Genomic DNA, 21,877 nt, shown 5'->3' with positions numbered 1-21,877 from the left:
AGGTAACACCGATGATCGAACCTGGCATCTACAAAGACGTGATGGGCTCATTCCCGTCCGGGGTGACGGTCGTCACCACCCTGGACGCCGAGGGTGGCATCGTCGGCATCACTGCCAGTGCCTTCAGCGCGCTGTCGATCGACCCGGCGCTGGTGCTGTTCTGCCCCAACTACGCCTCCGACACCTACCCGATCCTGCGCGACAGCAAGCAGTTCGCCATTCACCTGCTGTCGGCAGGCCAGACGGCCGAAGCCTACGCCTTCGCGGGCAAAGGCAAGGACAAGGCCAAAGGCGTACAGTGGCACTTGAGCGCCTTGGGCAACCCGCTGCTCGACAACGCCACGGCGATCATCGAATGCGAGCTGTGGCGAGAGTACGACGGCGGCGACCATGCAATCATTGTGGGCGCCGTTAAAAACCTGGTGTTGCCCGCCGACCCGATGACGCCCATGGTGTACCACAAGGGTAAGCTGGGCGCCCTGCCCCCACTGGGCTGAGGCGCGACTTTTTCAGGGGCGCGCTGGCCTCTAACTCTCCTTAGCGCCCCTGTTTTATTCCGGAGTAGCGTACATGAGCAATGAAAAGTACGAAAAAGGTCTGCAGATTCGCACACAGGTCCTGGGCGAAGACTATGTTAACCGGTCGATCCAGAATGCCGACGCATTCACCCAGCCTCTGCAGGAGCTGGTGACCGAGTACTGCTGGGGCCATGTCTGGGGCCGCGAAGGCTTGTCGCTCAAAGAGCGCAGCATGATAAACTTGGCCATGATTTCGGCACTCAACCGGCCGCACGAGCTCAAGCTGCACATCCGCGGCGCCTTGCGCAACGGCCTGAGCCGCGAGCAAGTACGCGAGATTCTGCTCCAGGTCGGCATTTATTGCGGCGTCCCGGCGGCGGTGGACAGTTTCCGCCTGGCCCGGGAAGCGTTCGCCGAGGCCGACGCGGAGTCCACCCGTTAACACCGGGCTGTTCGTACCCACGCAAGGAGCACCCAGGGTCGTGGTGCCCCGTTACGGTCGTGGCCGGGCAGCCTCATTCAGAGCGCACTCGATGAAACGCCAGCCACTGGACGACAGCTTCAAGGTCAATCGCAACCCCGTCACCCTGCGCGAAATCGTGCTCGACAAACTGCGCGGCGCGATCATGAACTTCCACCTGCTCCCAGGCGACCGCCTGGTGGAGCGCGATCTGTGCGACCGCCTTGGCGTCAGCCGCACGTCCGTGCGTGAAGCCCTGCGCCACCTGGAGTCCGAAGGCCTGGTGGAGTTCGCCGACGCCAAAGGCCCGCGTGTTGCGATCATCACCCTTGAAGATGCACGCGACATCTATGAGTTGCGCTGCGTACTCGAAGGCCTGATCGTGCAGCTGTTCACGCTCAATGCCAAGGCCAAGGACATCCGCGCGCTGGAACGAGCCCTGGACGTCAACCGTGAGGCGTTGGAAGAAGGTGAGCTGCAGCAGGTGCTCGAGTCGGTGCAAGGGTTCTATGACGTGCTGCTCGAGGGTTCGGGCAACCAGGTCGCGGCGCAGCAGCTTCGTCAGTTGCAGGCGCGCATCAGCTACCTGCGTGCCACATCGGTATCCCAGGCCAACCGCCGTGGTGCCAGCAACCTGGAAATGGAAAAAATGGTCGAGGCCATCAAAAGCGGCGACCCCCTGGTAGCTCACCAGGCCTCGGTCGATCACGTGCGTGCCGCCGCCAAGGTTGCACTGGACTATCTGCGCCAGAAACAAGACGACAACGCCAAGGTTCGCGAGATCGTCGCTCCCCTGGCCCTCAAGGAACCTCGCATAGGTCGCTGATCATGCCCAGTGCTCCCCGCTACTGCCCTCATTGCACCACGACGCTGGCCCAGGGCACACCTGCGGGGGACACCCATGAACGGCTGCACTGCGCCAGCTGCGGCTACATTCATTACATCAATCCGAAGATCATTGCCGGTTGCATCATTGAGCGCGACGGCAAATACCTGCTGTGCCAACGCGCCATCCCCCCTCGCCCCGGCACCTGGACGCTGCCGGCAGGCTTCATGGAAGCCGGCGAGACCACCGAACAGGCGGCGCTGCGCGAAGTGTGGGAAGAAAGCGGTGTACGGGCGGAGATCGTCTGCCCCTACTCCATTTTCAGCGTGCCGAAGATCAGCGAGGTCTACATCATCTTCCGCGCCTTCGTCACCGAGGAAACGGGCCAGTATGGACCGGAAACCCTGGCCTATCGGTTTTTCGAACCAGAGCAGATCCCGTGGGATGACATCTACTACCCCGCCATCCGGCAGATTCTCGAGCGTTACATTCTCGAGCGTCAGGCCGGTGTCTACGGGATTTACACCGGCAACGATGACGTGGGCAAGGTGCACTTCATTCGCTGACTGGCCAAGCGCCATAAAACGCTCGCCAATCGTGCCTTCAGGGTGCACCCTAGAGCACCCTGTTTCAATGACCGGCAGAGCAGATGGCGAAGTGGCTAGCAGGCGGCGGCGTGATGGCCGACCGCATTCTTGGGCATGACTGGACGTGCACCTCGTTGGGTCCGCTGGAAAACTGGCCCGATACCCTCAAGACCACCTTGGCGCTGTGCCTGGGCTCGCATTTTCCACAGGCTGTGCTGTGGGGGCCCGATCTGCTGACCTTCCACAATGATGCCTTTCTCCCGATTCTGGGGCGCAAGCCGGTGGCGCTGGGGGTACCGTTTGCAGAGGTCTGGCAGGAGGCATGGGACGATATCCGCTGCATGGCCGACAGGGCCCTCGAAGGCGAAGCGGTCTACATCCAGGACTTCCCCTTGGTCATCGACCGTAACAACGGGCCGGAGCGTGCCTACTTCACGTTCTGCTACAGCCCAATTCGTGACTTGCATGGCAATGTGCTTGGAATGCTCGATACCGTCACCGAAACCACGGCCACCGTGCTGGGTAACCAACGCCTGGCGTTTCTGGACACCCTCGGCCGGGCAGTGGCACAAGCGGTAGACCCTGAGGCGATTCTGGCAACGACCACGCGCCTGCTCGCTGAGCACCTAGGGCTATCAAGCTGTATCTATGCGGTCATGCAAGCTGACGATGACACCTTCACGGTCTGTGGCGAAGCGGTGACCGACGCGAGCCCCTCGTTGATCGGAGAGCATCGCCTGGGAGCTTTTGGCAAGCAGGTGAACGAACGACTGCGCAGCGGTCTGACATTGGCGCTCGATGATTGCAGGCAGGCACTTCCCGAGTCCGAGGCGGCTGTATTTGCAGCCCTTGGGATCAATGCCACGTGCTGCGTGCCGCTGATAAAAGGCGCAAGGCTCACCGCCTTGATGGCGGTCAACAGCGCGTCAGCGCACGCGTGGACCGAATACGAGCGGGTCTTGCTCGGTGACGTGACCGAACGCAGTTGGGCGCATATCCAGCATGCCCAATCCACGGGCGAGACGCAGGCCGCCTTGCTCGCGCTCGAGGCGCTCAACTCCAGCCTGGAGCAACGTGTGCAGACCCGCACCACGCAACTGCTGCACACCGAAGCGGAACTGCGTCAGGCCCAGAAGCTTGAGGCCATCGGCCAGCTTACAGGGGGTGTGGCGCACGATTTCAACAACATATTGACCATCATCCATGCCTCGCTGCATTTCTTGCAGCGTCCGGGCCTGGACGACGATCGGCGCATGCGCTATCTACGCACCATGGTCGAGACGGTCGAGCGCGGCTCCAAGTTGACCGGCCAACTGTTGGCCTTCGCACGGCGCCAGGCCTTGAATCCGCAGGTGTTCGACGCAGCGGCTCGGCTGGCAGCCATGGCCGACCTGTTCGATACCGCAGCAGGCGCGAGCATTGATGTCGAGCTGAACTTGCCTGCTTCGCCGTGCCACGTGCGCGCCGACATCAGCCAACTGGAAACGGCGGTTATCAACCTGATGCTCAATGCCCGCGATGCTATGGCCGGTGTGGGCACCGTGCGCGTGCGCCTCCAAGCCCACCAGCACCTGCCGGTCAGCCGCGATGAGGTTCCCGATCCGTGCGCGTATGCCGCGATTTCCGTCACCGACACGGGAGTTGGCATCAGCACGGAGCTGTTCGAGCGGATATTCGACCCTTTTTTCACCACCAAACCTGCTGGGCAAGGGACTGGGCTGGGGTTGTCCCAGGTATTCGGTTTCGCCAAGCAGTCCGGGGGGGATATCAAGGTCAGCAGTGTCGAGGGCAAGGGCACGACCTTCACCCTGTACCTGCCGCAACAGGCTCCGACGGCCTTGTCCGAAACGGATAGGACATGCAGCCTGCAAGCGGGCTAAAGCTTGCGTTTCAGCCTCGGTCAAGGGTAGTTCCGGCCAGCAGGCGCGCCACGCTCTGGGCGAGTTCGGCGCGTCGATAAGGCTTGCGCAGCACTTCGAAACCGCTTAGCTGGCGCGGCGTCAAATTGGCATAGCCCGTGATGATCAGCACCGGCAGCTCGCTGTGATGCTGGCGCATTTGCTGGGCAAAGCGTACACCGGTCATCTCCGGCATGACGTGGTCGGTCACCAACACATCAGGCAGCCACCCCTTTTCCACCAAGCGCAAAGCGGCCACGGCACTTGGCGCTTCGGTCACCTCATAGCCCAGGTCGCGCAATTGCAAAGCCGTTGCGTGACGCACGATCTCTTCATCGTCCACCAACAACACCCGGCTTGGACGCTCGGCCACAGGTCCGTCGCAAGCCTCGGCATCGCGATGGGTGGGCAATGCATCGCTGGCCGGCAGCCACAATGTCGCCTGGGTGCCTTTCCCTGGCGTGGACTGGATCTCGAACCCTCCGCCGGATTGAACCGCCAAGCCCTGGACCATGGGCAAGCCCAGGCCAGTCCCCTTGCCCACCTCCTTGGTAGAAAAGAAGGGTTCGATGCACCGCCTGAGCTGTTCATCGTCCATACCGCAGCCATTGTCCCTGACCTGAATCCATACCAGACGTTTGCCCGCAAGGTCCTCGGGGGGTGTCAGGCAGTAGGTGTCATCACCGGCAATGATTTGCAGCTGGCCGGCGCCGCCGATAGCATCCCGGGCATTGACCGCCAGATTCAGCAGGGCCAGTTCCAGTTGGTGAGGATCCACCACGACGCAGGGCAACGACGGGTCGATGTTCACATGCACGGCAATGGTGGGTCCGAGCGAACGCGCCATCAACTCGTGCATGTCCTCGACCAGGGCTGCCAAGGACACCGGTTGCGGTTTGAGTGTCTGACGGCGTGCAAAGCTGAGCAGGCGAGCGACCAGATTGCGCGCCCGTTCTGCTGCCTGCAGGCCCCCGTCGATCAGCCGGGGCGCGCGCTCGGCGTGTGGATGCCGGCGCAGCAGCTCGAACGACCCAATGATCGGCGTGAGCATGTTGTTGAGGTCGTGGGCGATACCGCCGGTCAATTGCCCGATCATCTCCATCTTGTGGGCTTCGTGCAGTTGCATCATGACTGATTCGCGCTGGGCCAGCGCCGTGGCAACCCGCTCCTCAAGGCTCTGGTTCAGCAAGTGCAACGCCTGCTCGGCACGAGCATGGAGGATTGCAGCCCACACTTGCTTGGCGGTTTCCTCCACAAGCTGACAGTCCTCCTCGAAGCACCCTCGCGCATCGCTGAAATGAACGCCTAACACTGCTTCGAGTCGCCCACCCCGTAGCACAGGGGCATGCAAGGCGGTGCTTATGCCCGCCAGACAAGGCTCAGGCTGTTCGTACCTGTGCTGAACGGTCCTGCCATCGCTCAATTGCTCATACAGGTCGGCGCCAAACGTCATGTACGAATGGGTGCCCACCAAGGACGCCACGCCATCGGACCAATCATGGCTGACTTTAAAACCGACACCGTCGCCTTTGTCTTCACCGAAGCAGACCCTGGCTGCGCCCAACTCCTGGGCCAGGCGCTGAACGGCATACGACTCGATACGTGCGGCATCACCCAGCCCAGGCAATGTACGGCTCAACTCCAGGAGAAACGCCTGGCGCTGGTGGAAACGCACCCGGTCCGTGGTCTCGGTGACCAGGCACAAGACCCCGCCGACGCTTGCATCAGCCTCGCGCACGGCGGAATACGACACGTCGAAATACACTGTCTCACCGTGCCCTCGGCGCTCAATGTAGAAGGGACGGTCCTTAGCCGAAAACGTCTGTCCTGTTTCACGCACACCGCGCAGCAACGGTTCGAGGTCGTCCCACAGTTCGGCCCAGTGCTCGCGCGCCGGGCGCCCGAGGGCTTGCGGGTGCTTATGACCAATAGTGGGCGCATAGGCATCGTTGTACAGCGCGACATAATCCGGGCCCCAGAACAACACGACCTGGGTCTGTGCTGGCAGCAATGTGGCCATGGCGGCCTGAAGGTGCGGGGACCAGCCATGCGGCGTCCCAAGTGGCGAATTCTCCCAGTTCATCGTTTGGAGCAGACGGCCAATCTCACCGCCATTGAGCAGGAAGCTCAGCGGTGTGGAGGCGTCGTCGATTAGAGGGGTTTGAAGCGATCTCATGTCAGGGGAATCCGCGGCACAGGCCAGCCATCTCTGGATAAGAGGCATTGATTCGCGGTTCGTTCCACTGAGATTGATCAGTCGTTCAATGTCAGTGTTGACCGCCCCGCGCACTCAATCTGCCAGAAGGGACGCTTAACTGCCCTCCGGCAGCAGGCTACGGTCGAACATGAATGGCCCCTGCCCTTGCGCCATGTATTGGTACAGTTGCTGCGGACGCCCCATGGGTGGCTGATTCTTTTCGCCTGTGTCCCTGACCCAGCCGAGCACGCGCAAACGCTCCAGGCGCTTGCGCAGCGACGTTGCATTTACAGGCTGGCCCAGACAGGCCTGCATGGCCCCCAGCGCGTCGAGCACGGTGAACCGGGTGTCGAGCAGGTACAACGGCAAACTGCTGTAGACGGACTTGGCCGCGAGCCGCTCACAGGCTCGGCGCGCCAACAAGTTGTGATCGAATGGCAGCAGCACCCTGCTATCTACCACGTCGGCGAGGTCGAAAAAGGCTAGTTGCTCATCCTCGACTTCCTGGCGGGCGGGCAACAGCGCCAAATAGCAGGTGCTCAATGACCAACCCCGCGGATCCCGAAAGGCATTGCCTTCAGTGCCGACTTGCTCCAGATAGTGTGGCTGTACGCGCGCTTTTTCGCTCAAGGCGCGATGGGCTGCGCTCTGGAGGCTGGTATCAGGCGTGCGCCCATTGATGATCACCCCAGGCAGTGCCCATTGGCCCTGATGCGGTTCTCGCTCACGGCGATGCAAAAGCACCTGTAGGTGCTCGCTGCCGGGCGGCAGGCGCAGCGCGACTATGTCGACGCTTGCCAGGACTTCAGCTGTACTCACTCGTAACTCCTTGACCGAAGCCTTTTATAGTTCACCAGAGCGAATAAGTAAATCGGCCGTAACGTCCAGATAATGGATGCTTGACACATATACAACACCAGGTGGATTATGTAGCCATTCCAGCGAGGAGAACCTCCATGAAAATCGCCAGCTTCGATGTCGACGCACAAATAGGCTTCACGTGCCATGCGCCCCAGGAACTCCCAGTCCCCGAGGGTCATGAAATCGCACCAGACCTCAACGCCATGGCACAACGGGCCGACCTGCGATTGGGCAGCAAGGATGCGCATCCCGCCAATGCCGCGTGGGTAGTGGCCCAAGCCACGCAGATGCTGCAGCCGCTGACCCTGGCCAACGCGGACCTCACCTGGGTCAGCCATTGCGTCCCTGGCACTCCCGGTTTCGAGCTGCTGCCAGGCCTGCCTGCCCCCATCGAGTACGACTATTTCGTGTGGAAAGGCGTGGAGCCCGACCTGCATCCCTATGGTGCCTGCTACCACGACTTGGCTGAGCGCCGCTCCACCGGCGTCATCGAATACCTCAAGGTGCATCAGGTGGGTGCTGTGATCGTTGGCGGGCTTGCACTGGACTACTGCGTGCGCACCACTGCCCGACAATTGCGCCAGGCCGGGTTCGAGGTGCTGCTGTACCTACCGGCCTGCCGCGCCCTGAGCCAGGCCGGCGCGATAGAGGCCTGCGGCGCCCTGGCTGCCGACGGTGTGAAGTTGTGCGGCGACGAGTCGGCCCTCGACCATCAACTGGCCCTGATCAAGGAGCAAGCAGCATGAGTGACAGCGTATTTGGCCCCCGTATCGTTCAGAACCTGCTGGACACCGACTTCTACAAGATCACCATGATGCAGGCGGTGCTGCACAACTACCCCAATGCCGAGGTGGAGTGGGAATTTCGCTGTCGCAACGGTGAGGACCTGGCCCCGTATCTCGCAGAAATCCGCTACCAGGTCGAGCAACTCGCCGAAGTCACCGTCACCCAGGATCAGCTTGCTTACCTTGAGAAGATTCCCTTCATCAAGCCTGACTTCATTCGCTTTCTTAGCCTGTTCCGCTTCAACTTGCGCTACGTGCATGTTGGCCTGGACGACGCCGGCCAGCTTGCGATACGCGTACGCGGCCCCTGGTTGCACGTCATCCTGTACGAAATCCCGTTGCTGGCGATCATCAGCGAAGTCCGCAACCGTTACCGCTACCGGGAGGTGGTGATCGAGCAGGTACGCGAACAGTTGTACCGCAACCTCGACTGGCTCAAGGCCCAGGCCAGCAGTGATGAATTGGCGGGCTTTCAGCTGGCGGATTTCGGCACTCGTCGACGATTCTCCTATCGGGTGCAGGAAGAGGTGGTGCACATCCTCAAGCGCGATTTCCCAGGCCGCTTCGTCGGCACCAGCAACGTGCACCTGGCCCGGGAATACGAGCTACGGCCAATTGGTACCATGGCCCACGAATGGTTCATGGCCCACCAGCAGCTGGGTCCTCGCCTGGTGGACAGCCAGGCTGCAGCCTTGGAGTGCTGGGTGCGCGAGTATCGCGGCCTGCTCGGTATCGCGCTGACCGACTGCATCACCATGGATGCCTTCCTTGGGGACTTCGACCTCTATTTCGCCAAGCTCTTCGACGGCCTGCGTCACGACTCGGGCGACCCGCTGGCGTGGGCGGAGAAAGCCATCGCGCACTACCACCGGCTGGGTATCGACCCGAAGACCAAGACCCTGATCTTCTCAGACGGCCTGGACATGCCCAAGGCGCTTGGGCTTTACCGCGCGCTGCACGAGCGCATCAACGTGAGTTTTGGCATCGGGACGCGCCTGACCTGCGACATCCCGGGGGTCGAGCCGATGAACATGGTGATCAAGATGACGGCCTGCAACGGTGCACCGGTGGCCAAGATTTCGGACAGCCCAGGCAAGACGCAGTGCCGGGATGAAAATTTCGTGGCCTATTTGAAGCACGTATTCAACGTAGGCGCGTGACTTTCTGCAGGTGGCATTGCTAGGCCCGTGTACGTATCATGCTGCCCGGTTCAACAATCACCTGCCCTTTCAGCACACCAGGAGAAAGATCGCGATATGGACATCAAATTGGCAAAGCTGGTCACGGCAATGGGCTTGGCAGCCTTGCTCGCAGGCTGCAGTGAAGAAACGGTGCCCGAGCCGACCGCTGAGAACTGCACCCCGCAGATGCAGAAGAAAATTCTGGCGGATTTGTCCAAAGAGGCCAATCGCAATACCTTTACGGCCAATTGCAACAGCTTCCTCCAAGCCCGCAAGCATACCGACTGGACCTTCAAGAAGAGCCCGGAAGACGACTTCTGATGAGGTAGCGGCGGCCCTGACAGCACACGTGCCGCGTGGCAGTCGGGCTGCCTTGCGGCGATGTCTGCAGGGACGGGCGCATGTGTCATGAAGTGCCGGTGGTGGGTGAGCGTGAAACGTGGGTCGAAGCCCCGGAAAAGGCCACACAAAGCTCGTGAAAGCGGGCAGCCGCTCGAGAGGGTGAGCCTGCGTGGGGCAGGACTATCGAAAACCGGCGAACCAGTGAACGCGGCCCCACCTGGACCTTGCGTAAAACCATCCCTTCGTGACGAATCGACATGGCAGACACGAAACCTACGCCCATACCGGCGCGTACTGCTTCCTTCACCCCCTCCACGCCGGCGATCTCCAGGCCAATCCGCATCTGTAGTTGACTGTTGGCAAACGCTTGCTCGACGACCTGACGCACGCCCGAGCCCTGCTCACGCAGCACTATTGGGAAGTCGGCCACCTCCTTCAAGGCGCGAGGTTCGGCGCAAGCCAAGGGGTGTGCAACCGGGACAATGGCGACGATTTCGTCCTCCAGCCACTCGGTCACGCCAGTGCCCACGGGCAGGTCTCGCCCCGGCGGCCCTTCGATCAACGCCAAATCCACGTCACCCAAGGCGGTGACGATTTCAGCAGTGTTGCCCTGTATGGTGCTGATCACCACCTCCGGGTAGCGTGCCTTGAACTGGGCGATCAGGTACGGCAGCACGTAGCTTGCAGGCGTAGTGCTGGCACCGATCCGCAAGGTACCGCGCTGAAGGCCGCGCATCGCTTCGCGAAGTGACCGCGCCTGATCGAACGTATCGCGCAGGCGGGTCGCATGCGCCAGTAGCTGTTCACCTGCTGCTGTCAGGCGCACCCCGCGCCCTGCCCGATGATAAAGAGGCTCGCCAAACGCCTCCTGAAGGAGTTTAAGTTGGCCAGACACCGCTGGCTGAGACAGATGCAGGGCCATTGCGGCATGGCTGATGTTGCCGTGCTCGGCCACGACGGCGAAAGTTATAAGCTGTTCTGGAGTCATCCCGGAAAACTATCAGCTAAGTGGATATTTTTCATCCCTAATTACGATTTTTCATAAGCTTATAACCAACATACCGTGGTGCTCATTGATTCCAGTTGCTGGAGAATTCCATGACACCTGCCCCTTATACGCCATCTGACGCACCTGCCGCGCACCGCTGCGCAACGCTCAAGGGTGTGCTTTTGGTTACCGTTCTTGCGTTGGGCATCAGCCAAGCGGCTGCCCTACCCCTTTTCGTCCAGCTTGGCCTCAGCCCGTTGATCCTCGGCATCGTGGCCGGCGCGTTCGTTGGCAATGTGCTGAAAGATCGCCTGCCGGCCTGCTATGCACAGGGCATACACTTCTGCGCCCGGGCCCTGCTCCGGGTTGCCGTCGCCTTGTTCGGCCTGCGGATCAGCTTGCAGGAAATTGCACACGTTGGCTGGCCTGGCCTGGTGATCTCGCTGCTGGTGATCAGCAGCACATTGGCGATAGGACTGTGGTGTGGCATGAAACTGCTCGGGCTTGACCGCGAGACTGCTCTGCTTACAGCTGCGGGCAGCGCCATCTGCGGGGCTGCGGCCGTTTTGGCCTTTGAATCGGCACTGCGCAGCGCGCCGCATAAAAGTGCAGTGGCCGTAGGCAGCGTGGTGCTGTTCGGCACGGCGTCGATGTTTTTCTATCCCTTTCTGATTCGGGCTGGCTGGCTGCACCTGGATGCCCAGACCGCTGGGCTTTGGCTGGGCGGCACCCTCCATGAAGTGGCTCAAGTAGTCGGCGCTGCCAGTACCCTTGGCCCTGATGCCAGCCATGTGGCAACCATCGTGAAAATGACGCGTGTGATGCTGCTGGTGCCTGTCTTGTTACTGGTTGGCTTGTGGATCAGCCGTACCCCAAAATCCGGCTTGGCGTCAGGCAAGGGTCGGCTCACGGTGCCGTGGTTTGCGTTCGGGTTTCTGGCACTGGTAGCGGTCAATTCGCTGGAGGTTCTACCTTTGAGCCTGCGCGAAGCCGTCAACGGCCTGGACACCTTTGCGTTGACCATGGCCATGACGGCATTGGGCATGGAAACCCGCTTCGAACAGATACGCCACGCCGGGCCTCGCGTGCTGGCAACGGGGGCAATCCTCAACGTGTGGCTGTTTGGGGGCGGTTTGGCCATTACCCTGGCCGTGCAGCGGCTGCTGGGGTGATTGTTTCGCAACGCGCGCCGCTGAGGCCGCCATGAAGTGCCGGGCTTTTTTTGCATGCCTCTCGTTGCCGCTTCCATTTCTCGGTATGGTGTGGTCAAAGAAGGATGTTTTACCCGCACAGGAAAGACTTAGATGCCCCAACGCCATGTCATCAATGCATCCGTCAGCCCCAAAGGCAGCCTAGAAACGCTGTCCCAACGTGAAGTACAGCAACTGAGCGAAGCCGGCTCCGGCACTCTTTACACCCTGTTCCGCCAGTGCGCCCTGGCCATCCTCAACACCGGCGCCCATGTCGACAATGCCAAGACCATCCTCGAGGCCTACCAGGATTTCGAAGTGCGCATCCATCAGCAGGACCGAGGCGTTCGCCTGGAGCTGCTGAATGCCCCGGCAGATGCCTTCGTCGATGGTGAAATGATCGCCAGCACCCGGGAGATGCTCTTCAGCGCCTTGCGCGATATCGTGTATACCGAAAGCGAGCTGGCCAGCCAGCGCATCGATCTGGAAAGCTCCCAGGGCATCACCGATTACGTGTTCCACTTGCTGCGCAACGCCCGCACCCTGCGTCCTGGCGTCGAGCCGAAGATGGTGGTGTGCTGGGGCGGTCACTCGATCAGCACCGAGGAATACCAGTACACCAAGAAGGTGGGCCATGAGCTGGGCCTGCGTAAGCTGGACGTGTGCACCGGTTGCGGCCCTGGCGTCATGAAAGGCCCGATGAAAGGTGCCACCATTGCCCATGCCAAACAGCGCATGCAGGGCAGTCGCTACCTGGGCCTGACGGAACCGGGCATCATTGCCGCCGAGGCGCCCAACCCGATCGTCAACGAACTGGTGATCCTGCCAGATATCGAGAAGCGCCTGGAGGCGTTCGTGCGGGTTGGTCACGGCATCATTATCTTCCCGGGCGGTGCAGGCACGGCAGAAGAATTCCTGTACCTGCTGGGTATCCTGATGCATCCGGATAACCAGGATGTACCCTTCCCGGTCGTGCTGACGGGCCCACGCAGTGCAGAGCCCTACCTGCAGCAATTGCATGCCTTCGTCGGCGCAACGCTCGGCGAGGCAGCGCATCGGTTGTACGAGATCATCATTGACGACCCGGCTGAAGTGGCGCGCCACATGGTCGAAGGGCTCAAGCAGGTCAAACAGTTCCGTCGCGAGCGCAACGATGCGTTCCATTTCAACTGGTTGCTGCGGATCGAAGAGAGCTTCCAGCGACCCTTCGACCCCACTCACCAGGCCATGGCTGACCTGGATCTGCGTCGCGAGTTGCCACCTCACGAACTGGCGGCCAATTTGCGCCGAGCGTTTTCCGGGATTGTGGCGGGTAACGTTAAGGACAAAGGCATTCGCCTGATTGAAGAGCACGGGCCCTACCAGATTCGCGGTGACAGCGCTGTGTTGGATCCGCTGGGGCGTTTGCTGCAGGCATTCGTTGACCAGCATCGGATGAAGTTGCCGGGTGGGGCGGCTTATGTGCCTTGCTATCAGGTTGTGACTTGATTCACGCTTGACGGATAAAAGGGTCGCTGCAATGGATGGCGCAGCGGCCCCAGCCTACAAACGTCCCAGCCCCTTTTGCCCGGACACTGCGGCCCACTCCGGCCGGTGAGGCCTACAGGGCTGCACATGTAGATCAATGACGAGGCAGGATTAGCCGAACAACCACACCCCTACCTCGCTCAAGAAAACTCGCCACCTGTCACCTGTCGCTCCACAAATCGAATGCTGTTGCGCCCTGCGCGCTTGGACTCGTACAACGCCACATCCCCCTGCTCGATCAGCGCCGCCAGACTCGCTGGCGCCTGGTCAAACACATTCACCCCAATGCTCAACGTCACCGCTGCAGGTGTCGGGACTGCCCCGCCGGCATAGGCCTGAAATTGCTCCCGTAGTCCCTTGGCCAACCCCAGGACCCCTTCGCGGCTAGCCCCACTGAGCAAAATCACGAACTCATCCCCGCCCAACCGCGCCGCCAGGGAGCGCTCGGGCAACACCGCACGGATCATTTCACTCAAGGCCACCAGCAACCGGTCCCCCGCTGCATGCCCATGCAGGTCGTTCACCAGCTTGAAGTTGTCGATATCGATCAACAACAACGCTGCAGGCCGGACATTGCTGACCTCCTTGAAGAAAGGCCCCGCACGCACTTCCAGGGCGCGCCGGTTGTACAGCGCAGTCAGCGGATCCCGTGCTGCCAGCCGAGCGATGCGTTCTTCGCGGCGGTAGCGAACCGTGCCTGTCATGGACAGCGCGATCAGCATGATCGCCATGGCACCCTCCACCAGGGAGATCTGGATGATCAATCCCCCGAAACTGGCCAGGTCAATCAACGTGCCCGGCGCAATCGCAATGATCGCCTTGATCACGTAGAACAACCCATGGACCAGAAGCACGTACCGCAACTGGACTGCACCTACGCTCAGCGACTGCCCATGCGGCTGCAGCAGGCTACTGGCCTTCAAGGTCAGGGCGGCAACCAGCAGCGAGTTGGTCATCAGCATGACTTTCGACCACTCTGGGCCTGCAGGCAGCAGTAACAGGGCAAACCAGATCAGCACGATCACCAGCCAGGCCCGCGAAATACGGTCCTGGGTGAAGCGCAGCACGCCTAGCAGGAACAAGCCATGGGCCACGACCAGCAGGCCGTTCGCGAACCAGATGCCGATGAACAAAAGGCCAACGCCTCGCAGCAGCGCCAAGGTGCAACCGACGGTAATGGTCGCGAACCCGGCGCTCCAGTACAGCAACGATGACTCGCGGACACTGCGCCACTCTATTGCCAGGTACAACGCCGCCGCTGCCGCCAAGGCGATGGAAATGGTGAGCATGGTAGGTGGGTCTAGCGCCATGGCGGGTGTAGCCTATCGAAGTGGTTTGTAAAGGCGGCGATTGTATGCGCTCGCGCTGGATTTTCAGAGCAGCAGACGACCGCGTGCGCCAGACTTTTCTGCCGCCGTGACTTGCAGCTTCATAGCAGCCCTCTGGTAGGAGCGGCCCTTGTGCCGCGATGGGCCGCGCAGCGGCCCCGGCGATCCGTGGTACAGCGTTCAAATCCCAGGGCCGCTGCGCGGCCCACCGCGGCACAAGGACCGCCCCTACAAGTGCTACGTTAATCAGGGGTATGTGTGGCGGCCGACGCCATCAATGAGATCAACGCCTGGTTGTCCACCGGACGACTCAACCAGTAACCCTGCACCTCATGGCACTGGTCATCACTGAGCAAAGCGAGCTGCTCCGCAGTTTCCACCCCCTCGGCCGTGACCGTCATGCCCATGGCGTTCCCCAGGCTGATGATCGCCTGCACCACACTGCGGTCACTGCTGCTCTTGCCCAGCGACTGGACGAACCGACGATCGATCTTGATGCTGTCGAACGGGTAAGTACGCAGGTAGCCCAGTGACGAATAGCCTGTGCCGAAGTCGTCCATGTTCAAGCGCACACCAAGTTCCTTCAATGCGTTCATCGTCTGCAACGCGCCTTCAACGTCGTTGAGCATCACGTTCTCGGTGATTTCCAACTCCAGCCGGTGCGCAGGCAGCCCGGTGGTGCGCAAGGCCTCGGCCACATCGCGTACCACGTCGCTGCGGCTGAACTGGGCAGGGGACATGTTCACGGACACCAGCACATCGAGCGGCCAGGCTCCTGCCTCCTTGCAAGCCTCCTGCAGCACCCAGTTGCCCAGCAACACAATCACATCGCTTTCCTCGGCCAAGCCGACAAATTCGTCCGGCATCAGCAACCCAAGGCGGGGGTGCTGCCAGCGCACCAGCGCTTCGGCGGAGGCGATCGTTATCCCGTCCACCTTGAACCGTGGCTGGAAATGCAAACGCAGTTCGCCACGGGGGATGCCTTCGCGCAGCTCCTGTTCGAGCACGCGCTTTTCAAGCAGCGCAGCGCTCATCTGCGTGGAGAAATACCGCCATGTGTTCTTGCCCGATTGCTTGGCCCCGTACAGCGCTACGTCGGCATAACGGATCAGGTCGCTAGGGCCACCTGGGTAATCGTCGGAGATGACCACACCCAGGCTGGCGCCTATCTGTACCTTGTGGTGCTCCACCGCCATCGGCTGCTTGAGGGTGTCGATGAGCCGGGCGCAGAACCGGTCGAGTTCATCACGCGTGCCCGGTGCGATCAGGACGATGACGAACTCGTCGCCCCCCAGACGCGCTACCAGGTCGCTGGAACGGGTCATTTGACCAAGCCGCGTCGCCACCTCCATCAACACTGCATCACCGGCCGGGTGGCCGAGGCTGTCATTGATTGGCTTGAAGTTGTCCAGGTCGAGCATCAGCACGGCCCGCGACACCTTGGCGCTGTCCTCGAGGAAGCGGAACAGCTTGTTACGGTTGGGCAGCCCGGTCAGGGCGTCATGTTGTGACAGGTGCTGAATTCGGGCATGGGCTGCCACCTCATCGGTGATGTCGGTACAGGTGCCGCGGAATCCCTTGCAGATTTTGTGCTCGATGATGGCCCTGGCCGAGATTCGGCACTCGCGTCGCTGCCCGGCCTTGTCCAGGTAATGGCAGCGCAGCGTGCCGGTAGACTCGCTGGCGCCCAGGCTGTGCAGCCAGGTTTCGACATGACCGGTTTCACAATCGAACAACGTGCAGATCGGCTGATTGAGCCAGAGCTCGGCGTCGTGCCCGGTCAGTTCGGCAAAGCGTGGTGAAAGATAGATCAGGTGCTGCTGCGCATCGGTCTCCCAGATCCAGTCGGAAGCCGCCTCGGCCACGGCCTTGAAGCGCGCTTCGCTGGCCTCCAGCGCCCGCTTGGAAATAGCCAGCTGATGGTAGCTGCGGTCAATGTCGGCGCTGGTGCGCATGGCATAGCGTGCAAGCAATACCATCAGTGCCAGGATGATCAGCAGCGCCACCGCCAGCGGTGTGAATACCGTTTGCAACAGATCGCTGCCGGGCTGGTCCATGCGCCAGGTCAAACGATAGGGAACCCCCTGAAGTCGCAAATGCCCCATATCGTCCGCAGCATTGTCGCTTGCCGCGATAGCCAAGTCCGTGAGGCCGGCCGTCTTACCCATCTGACTCAGCAAGTCGGCCTCGATCAATCGAATGAAGACCATCACCGAGTGATGCTTAGCCAGGCTGTCGGCGAGGCCAGGAGGACGTATCACGGCAGAGGTAAAGACCGCGGGCTGGCCAGCAAACATGACGTAGCCTGACGCCGGTTGCTTCTGCGCCATGGCCTGGCGGGCTTGTTGCAGGATGCGATGACCCTCGGGGCTGAAGTGATCGAAACCCAAGTCTGTCAGACGCCCTTGCACTATTGCATAAAGCGTACCCTGATCATCCAGGACGAACACGCCCGCATAGCCATCATCGCTATAGAGCGTGGCACCAACGTTGCCCTCATCGAACGCCCATTGCCGGTCCGCTGGACGCGCCAGATGGTCGTAAGCTGCCTGCCAGGAAGCATGGGTCCACAGATAGGCGCGCTCGGCCTTGTGCAACTGTGCCAAGGCCGCATTCGCATGGAATTGGCTTTAGTTCCAGCTCCCGCTGATCGAGCGAAACGGCGATGCGATAAAGCGACACCAGCCCCAGGATCATCGCCAACAAAAGCAGGCCCGAAAAAGCCAGCACAAGGCGGCGAACCATACGGCTGCGCGGCGAATCATTGCCAAAAGCTGCTTCCATTCCTTGAGCGCCTATTGTCGGGGATGCACAGGGTGGACCTACAGCGTGCCCGGCCGATCAACGCTATCGACCATCGGGCAGGCCGCACTACAGCGCCTGCCCTACAGCACCCGCTTGATCAACGGTTCCAACCGACTATAGCGTAGCCTGCGCAGCAGCTTGCGCACGGGTTTGGGGTGTTCGGCCTTGACGCCTAGAGCGTGCGCCGAACCGATAGCCGGGGCATGTTCACGCAATGCGCTCAGCTCCTGCTCGCACGGCCCCCGCCATTGCCCAAGGGGGTCATCGATAAGCAGGCCGTTCTCCAGGTCCAGGTTGAAGCCGCGCGGGTTCAGGTTGTTGCCGGTCAGCAAGCTATAACGTTCATCGACCCACACGCCCTTGGCATGAAAGGTGTGCCCGGGATCGTTCCACAATCGGACCTGCAGCTGACCACTGGCCAGCAGGTGCTCGCGACGGCGCGCAAAGGCCCTGAGGTTGTCTTCATACAGATAAGGCAATGCCCCGCTGGCATGGAACGGCTCCCCCGGAGGGACGTAGAAGTCATTGGCAGTACGATGGCCGACGATGAACTCTACCTGCACGCCGCGTGCCAACGCGTCGTCAATTTCGCGCATCACGACCCGCGGCGGATTGAAGTACGGGGTGCTGATGACGATACGTTCGCGGGCCACGGCCAACAGCGCGCACACCGTCTTGTTCAATGCATTGCGCCTGCCGACGCCGATCAGCGGAATCACTCGCAGGTTCCCCGGCTCGGTTGCAGGGCCTGGTGCATATGTCAGCCGGCGCATCCGTGCCCGCAGACGGCGAATGTCACTGCGCAAATCGGCGGTCGAAGGCGGCGCAGGAAGGTCCAGGCGCGGCGTGGCCTGCGGGTGAAGCAGCCGATGCACCAGGTCGACCATGCAATCGGCCAGGGCCTTGCTGTGGAGCAGGTGGTAGCGGTCGAGCCGGTAACGGTCGAACCGATGCAGGTAGACGTTGTTGAGGCTGGCACCGGTGTAGATGACGCAGTCATCGATGATGCTACCCTTGAGGTGCAGCACCCCGAAGAGTTCGCGGGTCTGCACAGGCACGCCATGGATCGCGATGTCCAACTGGCGGCTCTGGCGCTCGGCCTGGTACCAGGCTGCATTGCCAGGCTGCCTGCCCGCCCCCAGCAGGCCACGCCGGGCCCGGAACCAGTCCACCACGACGGTTATTTCAAGCCCTGGACGAGCCGCCTTGGCCTGATAGAGTGCGTCCAGCACCTCCTGGCCCGCCTCGTCATGTTGCAAGTAGAGCGCCACGATGACGATCCGCCGGGTCGCTGCGCCGATACGCTCGAGCAGGCAGGCCCGGTAGGCCTGGGCATCGGGCAGCACTTCGATCGCATCGGCGGCCAACGGGTAGCCTGGCAACTGGGCCAACAGGTTTTCTGGGTTCACTTGCAGCCACCTTCTGGGCAAACTATGCCCCAGCTTGCACAGGAATCGCCCAATGGTCCACCCCGCTTCGGTAAATCCACACTCCGGCACGGCCAAGACATTCGGTTTTCTGATCATGCCCAATTTCACCACCATCGGCCTGGCATCGGCGGTGGAAACGCTGCGCATGGCCAACCTGGCCGCATGTAGGCCCGTGTTTCGCAGCGTACTGATCGCAGCGCAGGAGGGGCCGGTCACCGCCAGCAACGGCATGCGCGTGCTGCCCGATTGCACGCTCGGTGATGCGCCAGCGCTGGACGTACTGTTGGTAGTGGGCCCCAACCCCATCGAGCGCGGCCCTGCCACCGGGGCGCACATCCGCTGAAGTCGTTGCGATCATGGAAGCCAACCTCGAGGAGCCGTTGGCACCCAGCGAGCTGGCCAACCTGACCGGCATCACCGTGCGTCAGCTCGAGCGCCTGTTCAAGCATCAGCTGCAACGTACCCCCACACGCTATTACCAGGAACTCCGGCTAACCCATGCCAGGCAGTTGGTGCTGCAAGGCGACGCGCCGGTTGGCGACGTCGCACTGGCCTGCGGCTTCGGCTCGGCGGCGCACTTTTCCAAGGCGTACAGCCGACTGTTCGGTGTTTCGCCTTCCGCGCAGCGCCGCCTGGCAGCCTTGCGCTGACAGAGCGCTCGCTGCTCATTTGCAGATGACGTTGTGCTGCGGCCCATAGGGGAACTGGGTAATGTTATCGGCCCCCTGCTCGGTCACTACCAGAATGTCATGCTCGCGATAGCCGCCTGCCCCTGGCAGGCCCTGTGGCAGCATGATCATGGGCTCGATCGACACCACCATGCCCGGCTCCAGTACGGTGTCGATGTCCTCGCGCAACTCCAGGCCGGCCTCGCGCCCGTAGTAGTGGCACAACACGCCGAAGGAATGGCCGTAGCCGAAGGTACGGTATTGCAGCAGGTCGTGCTGGCGGTAGATTTCATTGAGCTCAGCAGCAATGTCGCAACACCGTACGCCTGGACGGACGAGGCGCTGACCTGCCTCGTGCACCTGAACGTTCACCTGCCACAGGCGCAGGTACTCGTCCGGGCATTGATCGAGAAAGAGTGTGCGCTCCAACGCCGTGTAGTAGCCGCTGATCATTGGGAAGCAGTTGAGGCTTAAGATTTCACCCCTGCCCACGCGACGGCTGGTTACCGGATTGTGGGCGCCATCGGTGTTGGGCCCGGATTGAAACAGCGTCCAGGTGTCCATCAACTGGCTGTCGGGATAGCGCCTGGCAATGTCCCGGACCATGGCCTGGGTGGCATGCAGTGCCACCTCGAACTCCGGCGCCTGGTCAGCCAGCGCGTCGATCACCGCCGCGCCGCCAACATTGGCGACCTGTGCCCCCTGGCGGATCAGGGCCTGCTCTTCAGCCGACTTGATCAGCCGCAGGCGCATGCAGGCGGTGCTGATATCGACCAGCTCGGCATGCGGGTAGCATACCGCGAGTGCGGCATGGGTGTGGCGCGTCAGGTGATCACCCTCCACGCCAATGCGCCCCGCCTGCGGCAGCACCTGGCGCAGGGCGGTGAAAAAACTGCCCTGCCGCCAGTCGGTGTAGACGATGTTGTCGGTGCCGATCGACCGACGCCATGGCTGACCGCCATCGATGTTGGCACTGATCGGGACGACCTGATCAGGGGTGATCACCACCGCGTAGGCGCGCCCAAACGCGCAATAGAGGTAGTCACTCTAGTAGTTGACGTTGTGGTAGGAAATAAAGACGAGTGCCTCGAGCTGCTGGGCGCTCATCAGGGTGCGCACCTCGGCATGCCGGCGGGCATATTCTTGAGCCAAGAACGTCGCTTCGACCTTCTGGCCATTGCGAATCCTGAGGGTATCGGGCATGTGCATGATCGTGATTCCTTGGGGTTGTGAGCATGCAAGTCAGGCCGGCCGCCTGAAAGCATTGCAGCACGCAACCCACATGCACGTTTGTACCCAAGCGACTTCGAATTGGCAGCAGTACTGCCTTTCACATCTGCAGTGGCACTGGCCAGTGCGCTAACGCCGCCGTTGCATCCAGGCTGCCCCCAGCCCACTGAGGCAGATCACGCAAATCCCGACCAGGCTGAGCGTATCGGGGGTCTGGCCATAGAACACCAGGCCCAGCAGGCCAGCGAAGACGATCTGGCAGTAGCTGAACGGCGCCAACAGCGCAGGCGCTGCGAAACGGAAGGCCTGGGTCAGCAGCAGGTGAGCGGTCATACCGAAACCACCCAGCGCCAGCATCAGCAAGGCATGGTCCCAGCGCGGCGTTTCCCAGAAAAACGGCACCAGCGCACTCATGGCCAGGGTGTTGCACAATCCTGCATAGAAGTTGCTGGTGGTCGGGCTGTCGTGCGCCGCCAGGATGCGGGTCAACAGTTGATAGAAAGAGAAGCCCAGCGCCGAGCCGAACGGGTACAGGATGGCGGGCGTGAACAGCGCCCCGCCTGGATGCACGACAATCAGCACCCCCAGAAAGCCCAATACCACTGCCACCCATTGCGCTATCGTGACCCGTTCCTTGAGCAGTGGTACAGACAGGGCAGTGACCAGTACCGGTGCAAGGAAGTTGACCGCAGTCGCTTCGGCCAATGGCAGGTACTGCAACCCAGAGGTGAACAGCAGGCTGGTGCTGAGCAGGCTCAAGGCGCGCAAGGTTTGCAGCAGCGGGCGTCGGGTGCGCAACACGTTGAGGCCCGAGCGCGGCAGGAAAATGCCAGCCATCAACAGTGTGTGCACCACGTACCGTGCCCACACCACCATTACGATCGGGTACAGCCCTCCCAGGAACTTGGACAAGGCGTCGTGGCTGGCGAACATGAACGTGGCGCACACCACCAACACGATGCCGCGAAGCGGTTGGTTGACGCCGGACAGCGGGGTACTGGAACTCATGGCTCTCTCGAAGTGGACGCAAAACCGCGCTGCGCCATTATGAAGCCG

Annotated in this window: 17 protein-coding genes and 2 pseudogenes; 11 read left to right on the top strand and 8 right to left on the bottom strand. The window is 61.6% G+C overall.

Annotated features, from left to right (window positions below):
• The first annotated feature begins 11 nt into the window (after window positions 1-11).
• From FS777_RS13085 to FS777_RS13065, 5 genes are all read left to right on the top strand, one after another.
• Window positions 12-497: a flavin reductase family protein gene (locus tag FS777_RS13085; protein ID WP_058605899.1), complete on the top strand. Its 486-nt coding sequence runs from the start codon at window positions 12-14 to the stop codon at window positions 495-497.
• Window positions 498-570: 73 nt separating this feature from the next.
• Window positions 571-960, top strand: coding sequence for a carboxymuconolactone decarboxylase family protein (locus tag FS777_RS13080; RefSeq protein ID WP_058638362.1), 390 nt, complete (start codon window positions 571-573; stop codon window positions 958-960).
• 91 nt (window positions 961-1,051) lie between these two features.
• The gene (locus tag FS777_RS13075) at window positions 1,052-1,804 is read left to right on the top strand and encodes a GntR family transcriptional regulator (protein ID WP_058605900.1); all 753 of its coding nucleotides are present in this window, start codon (window positions 1,052-1,054) and stop codon (window positions 1,802-1,804) included.
• A gap of 2 nt (window positions 1,805-1,806) precedes the next feature.
• Window positions 1,807-2,370, top strand: a complete 564-nt coding sequence (locus FS777_RS13070) for an NUDIX hydrolase (RefSeq protein ID WP_058638363.1) — start codon at window positions 1,807-1,809, stop codon at window positions 2,368-2,370.
• A gap of 83 nt (window positions 2,371-2,453) precedes the next feature.
• Window positions 2,454-4,271: an ATP-binding protein gene (locus FS777_RS13065; protein WP_145255886.1), complete on the top strand. Its 1,818-nt coding sequence runs from the start codon at window positions 2,454-2,456 to the stop codon at window positions 4,269-4,271.
• Between the two features lie 10 nt (window positions 4,272-4,281).
• Here the strand turns inward: FS777_RS13065 and FS777_RS13060 are convergent, their stop codons facing one another.
• Window positions 4,282-6,465 carry a response regulator gene (locus FS777_RS13060; protein ID WP_145255883.1) on the bottom strand — a complete coding sequence of 728 codons (2,184 nt, stop codon included), beginning with the start codon at window positions 6,463-6,465 and terminating at the stop codon, window positions 4,282-4,284.
• Window positions 6,466-6,600: 135 nt separating this feature from the next.
• Window positions 6,601-7,305, bottom strand: coding sequence for an NUDIX domain-containing protein (locus tag FS777_RS13055; protein WP_058605904.1), 705 nt, complete (start codon window positions 7,303-7,305; stop codon window positions 6,601-6,603).
• Between the two features lie 137 nt (window positions 7,306-7,442).
• Between FS777_RS13055 and FS777_RS13050 the strand changes: the two genes are divergently transcribed.
• The 3 genes from FS777_RS13050 to trbK all read left to right on the top strand — a co-directional run bounded on the left by FS777_RS13050 (window position 7,443) and on the right by trbK (window position 9,634).
• Entirely contained in the window at window positions 7,443-8,093 is a 651-nt protein-coding gene (locus FS777_RS13050) for an isochorismatase family protein (RefSeq protein ID WP_058605905.1), read from the top strand.
• The gene (gene pncB / locus FS777_RS13045) at window positions 8,090-9,292 is read left to right on the top strand and encodes a nicotinate phosphoribosyltransferase (protein ID WP_144964940.1); all 1,203 of its coding nucleotides are present in this window, start codon (window positions 8,090-8,092) and stop codon (window positions 9,290-9,292) included. Before FS777_RS13050 ends, pncB begins: the two co-directional genes overlap by 4 nt.
• A 96-nt stretch (window positions 9,293-9,388) precedes the next feature.
• A complete protein-coding gene (gene trbK / locus FS777_RS13040; protein ID WP_145255880.1) occupies window positions 9,389-9,634 on the top strand; it encodes an entry exclusion lipoprotein TrbK in 246 nt (81 codons plus the stop codon).
• Window positions 9,635-9,719: 85 nt separating this feature from the next.
• Here the strand turns inward: trbK and FS777_RS13035 are convergent, their stop codons facing one another.
• On the bottom strand, window positions 9,720-10,643 hold the full coding sequence (locus FS777_RS13035; RefSeq protein WP_145255877.1) for a LysR family transcriptional regulator: 924 nt from the start codon (window positions 10,641-10,643) through the stop codon (window positions 9,720-9,722).
• Between the two features lie 110 nt (window positions 10,644-10,753).
• Here FS777_RS13035 and FS777_RS13030 point away from each other — a divergent pair, with 110 nt between their 5' ends.
• A complete protein-coding gene (locus FS777_RS13030; protein ID WP_145255874.1) occupies window positions 10,754-11,815 on the top strand; it encodes a YeiH family protein in 1,062 nt (353 codons plus the stop codon).
• 132 nt (window positions 11,816-11,947) lie between these two features.
• Complete coding sequence (ppnN, locus tag FS777_RS13025) at window positions 11,948-13,321, top strand: nucleotide 5'-monophosphate nucleosidase PpnN (RefSeq protein ID WP_058638370.1); 1,374 nt, start codon at window positions 11,948-11,950, stop codon at window positions 13,319-13,321.
• Between the two features lie 179 nt (window positions 13,322-13,500).
• On the opposite strand, the gene FS777_RS13020 is transcribed toward ppnN, so the two are convergent.
• The 3 genes from FS777_RS13020 to pssA all read right to left on the bottom strand — a co-directional run bounded on the left by FS777_RS13020 (window position 13,501) and on the right by pssA (window position 18,902).
• On the bottom strand, window positions 13,501-14,649 hold the full coding sequence (locus tag FS777_RS13020) for a GGDEF domain-containing protein (protein ID WP_230375118.1): 1,149 nt from the start codon (window positions 14,647-14,649) through the stop codon (window positions 13,501-13,503).
• A 281-nt stretch (window positions 14,650-14,930) separates the two neighbouring features.
• Window positions 14,931-17,294: an EAL domain-containing protein gene (locus tag FS777_RS13015; RefSeq protein ID WP_256675173.1), complete on the bottom strand. Its 2,364-nt coding sequence runs from the start codon at window positions 17,292-17,294 to the stop codon at window positions 14,931-14,933.
• 279 nt (window positions 17,295-17,573) lie between these two features.
• The gene (gene pssA, locus FS777_RS13010; RefSeq protein ID WP_145255868.1) at window positions 17,574-18,902 is read right to left on the bottom strand and encodes a CDP-diacylglycerol--serine O-phosphatidyltransferase; all 1,329 of its coding nucleotides are present in this window, start codon (window positions 18,900-18,902) and stop codon (window positions 17,574-17,576) included.
• 52 nt (window positions 18,903-18,954) lie between these two features.
• Here pssA and FS777_RS13005 point away from each other — a divergent pair.
• Window positions 18,955-19,573, top strand: a pseudogene (locus FS777_RS13005) (helix-turn-helix domain-containing protein).
• A 15-nt stretch (window positions 19,574-19,588) separates the two neighbouring features.
• Here FS777_RS13005 and FS777_RS13000 read toward each other — a convergent pair.
• Window positions 19,589-20,800, bottom strand: a pseudogene (locus tag FS777_RS13000) (M24 family metallopeptidase).
• A 150-nt stretch (window positions 20,801-20,950) separates the two neighbouring features.
• Window positions 20,951-21,829 carry a DMT family transporter gene (locus FS777_RS12995; RefSeq protein ID WP_145255865.1) on the bottom strand — a complete coding sequence of 293 codons (879 nt, stop codon included), beginning with the start codon at window positions 21,827-21,829 and terminating at the stop codon, window positions 20,951-20,953.
• Window positions 21,830-21,877: the final 48 nt, after the last annotated feature.

Source organism: Pseudomonas sp. DE0157, from assembly GCF_007678615.1.
Taxonomy (GTDB): Bacteria; Pseudomonadota; Gammaproteobacteria; order Pseudomonadales; family Pseudomonadaceae; genus Aquipseudomonas; species Aquipseudomonas parafulva_B.
This window is presented reverse-complemented; position numbering and strand designations above follow the sequence as displayed.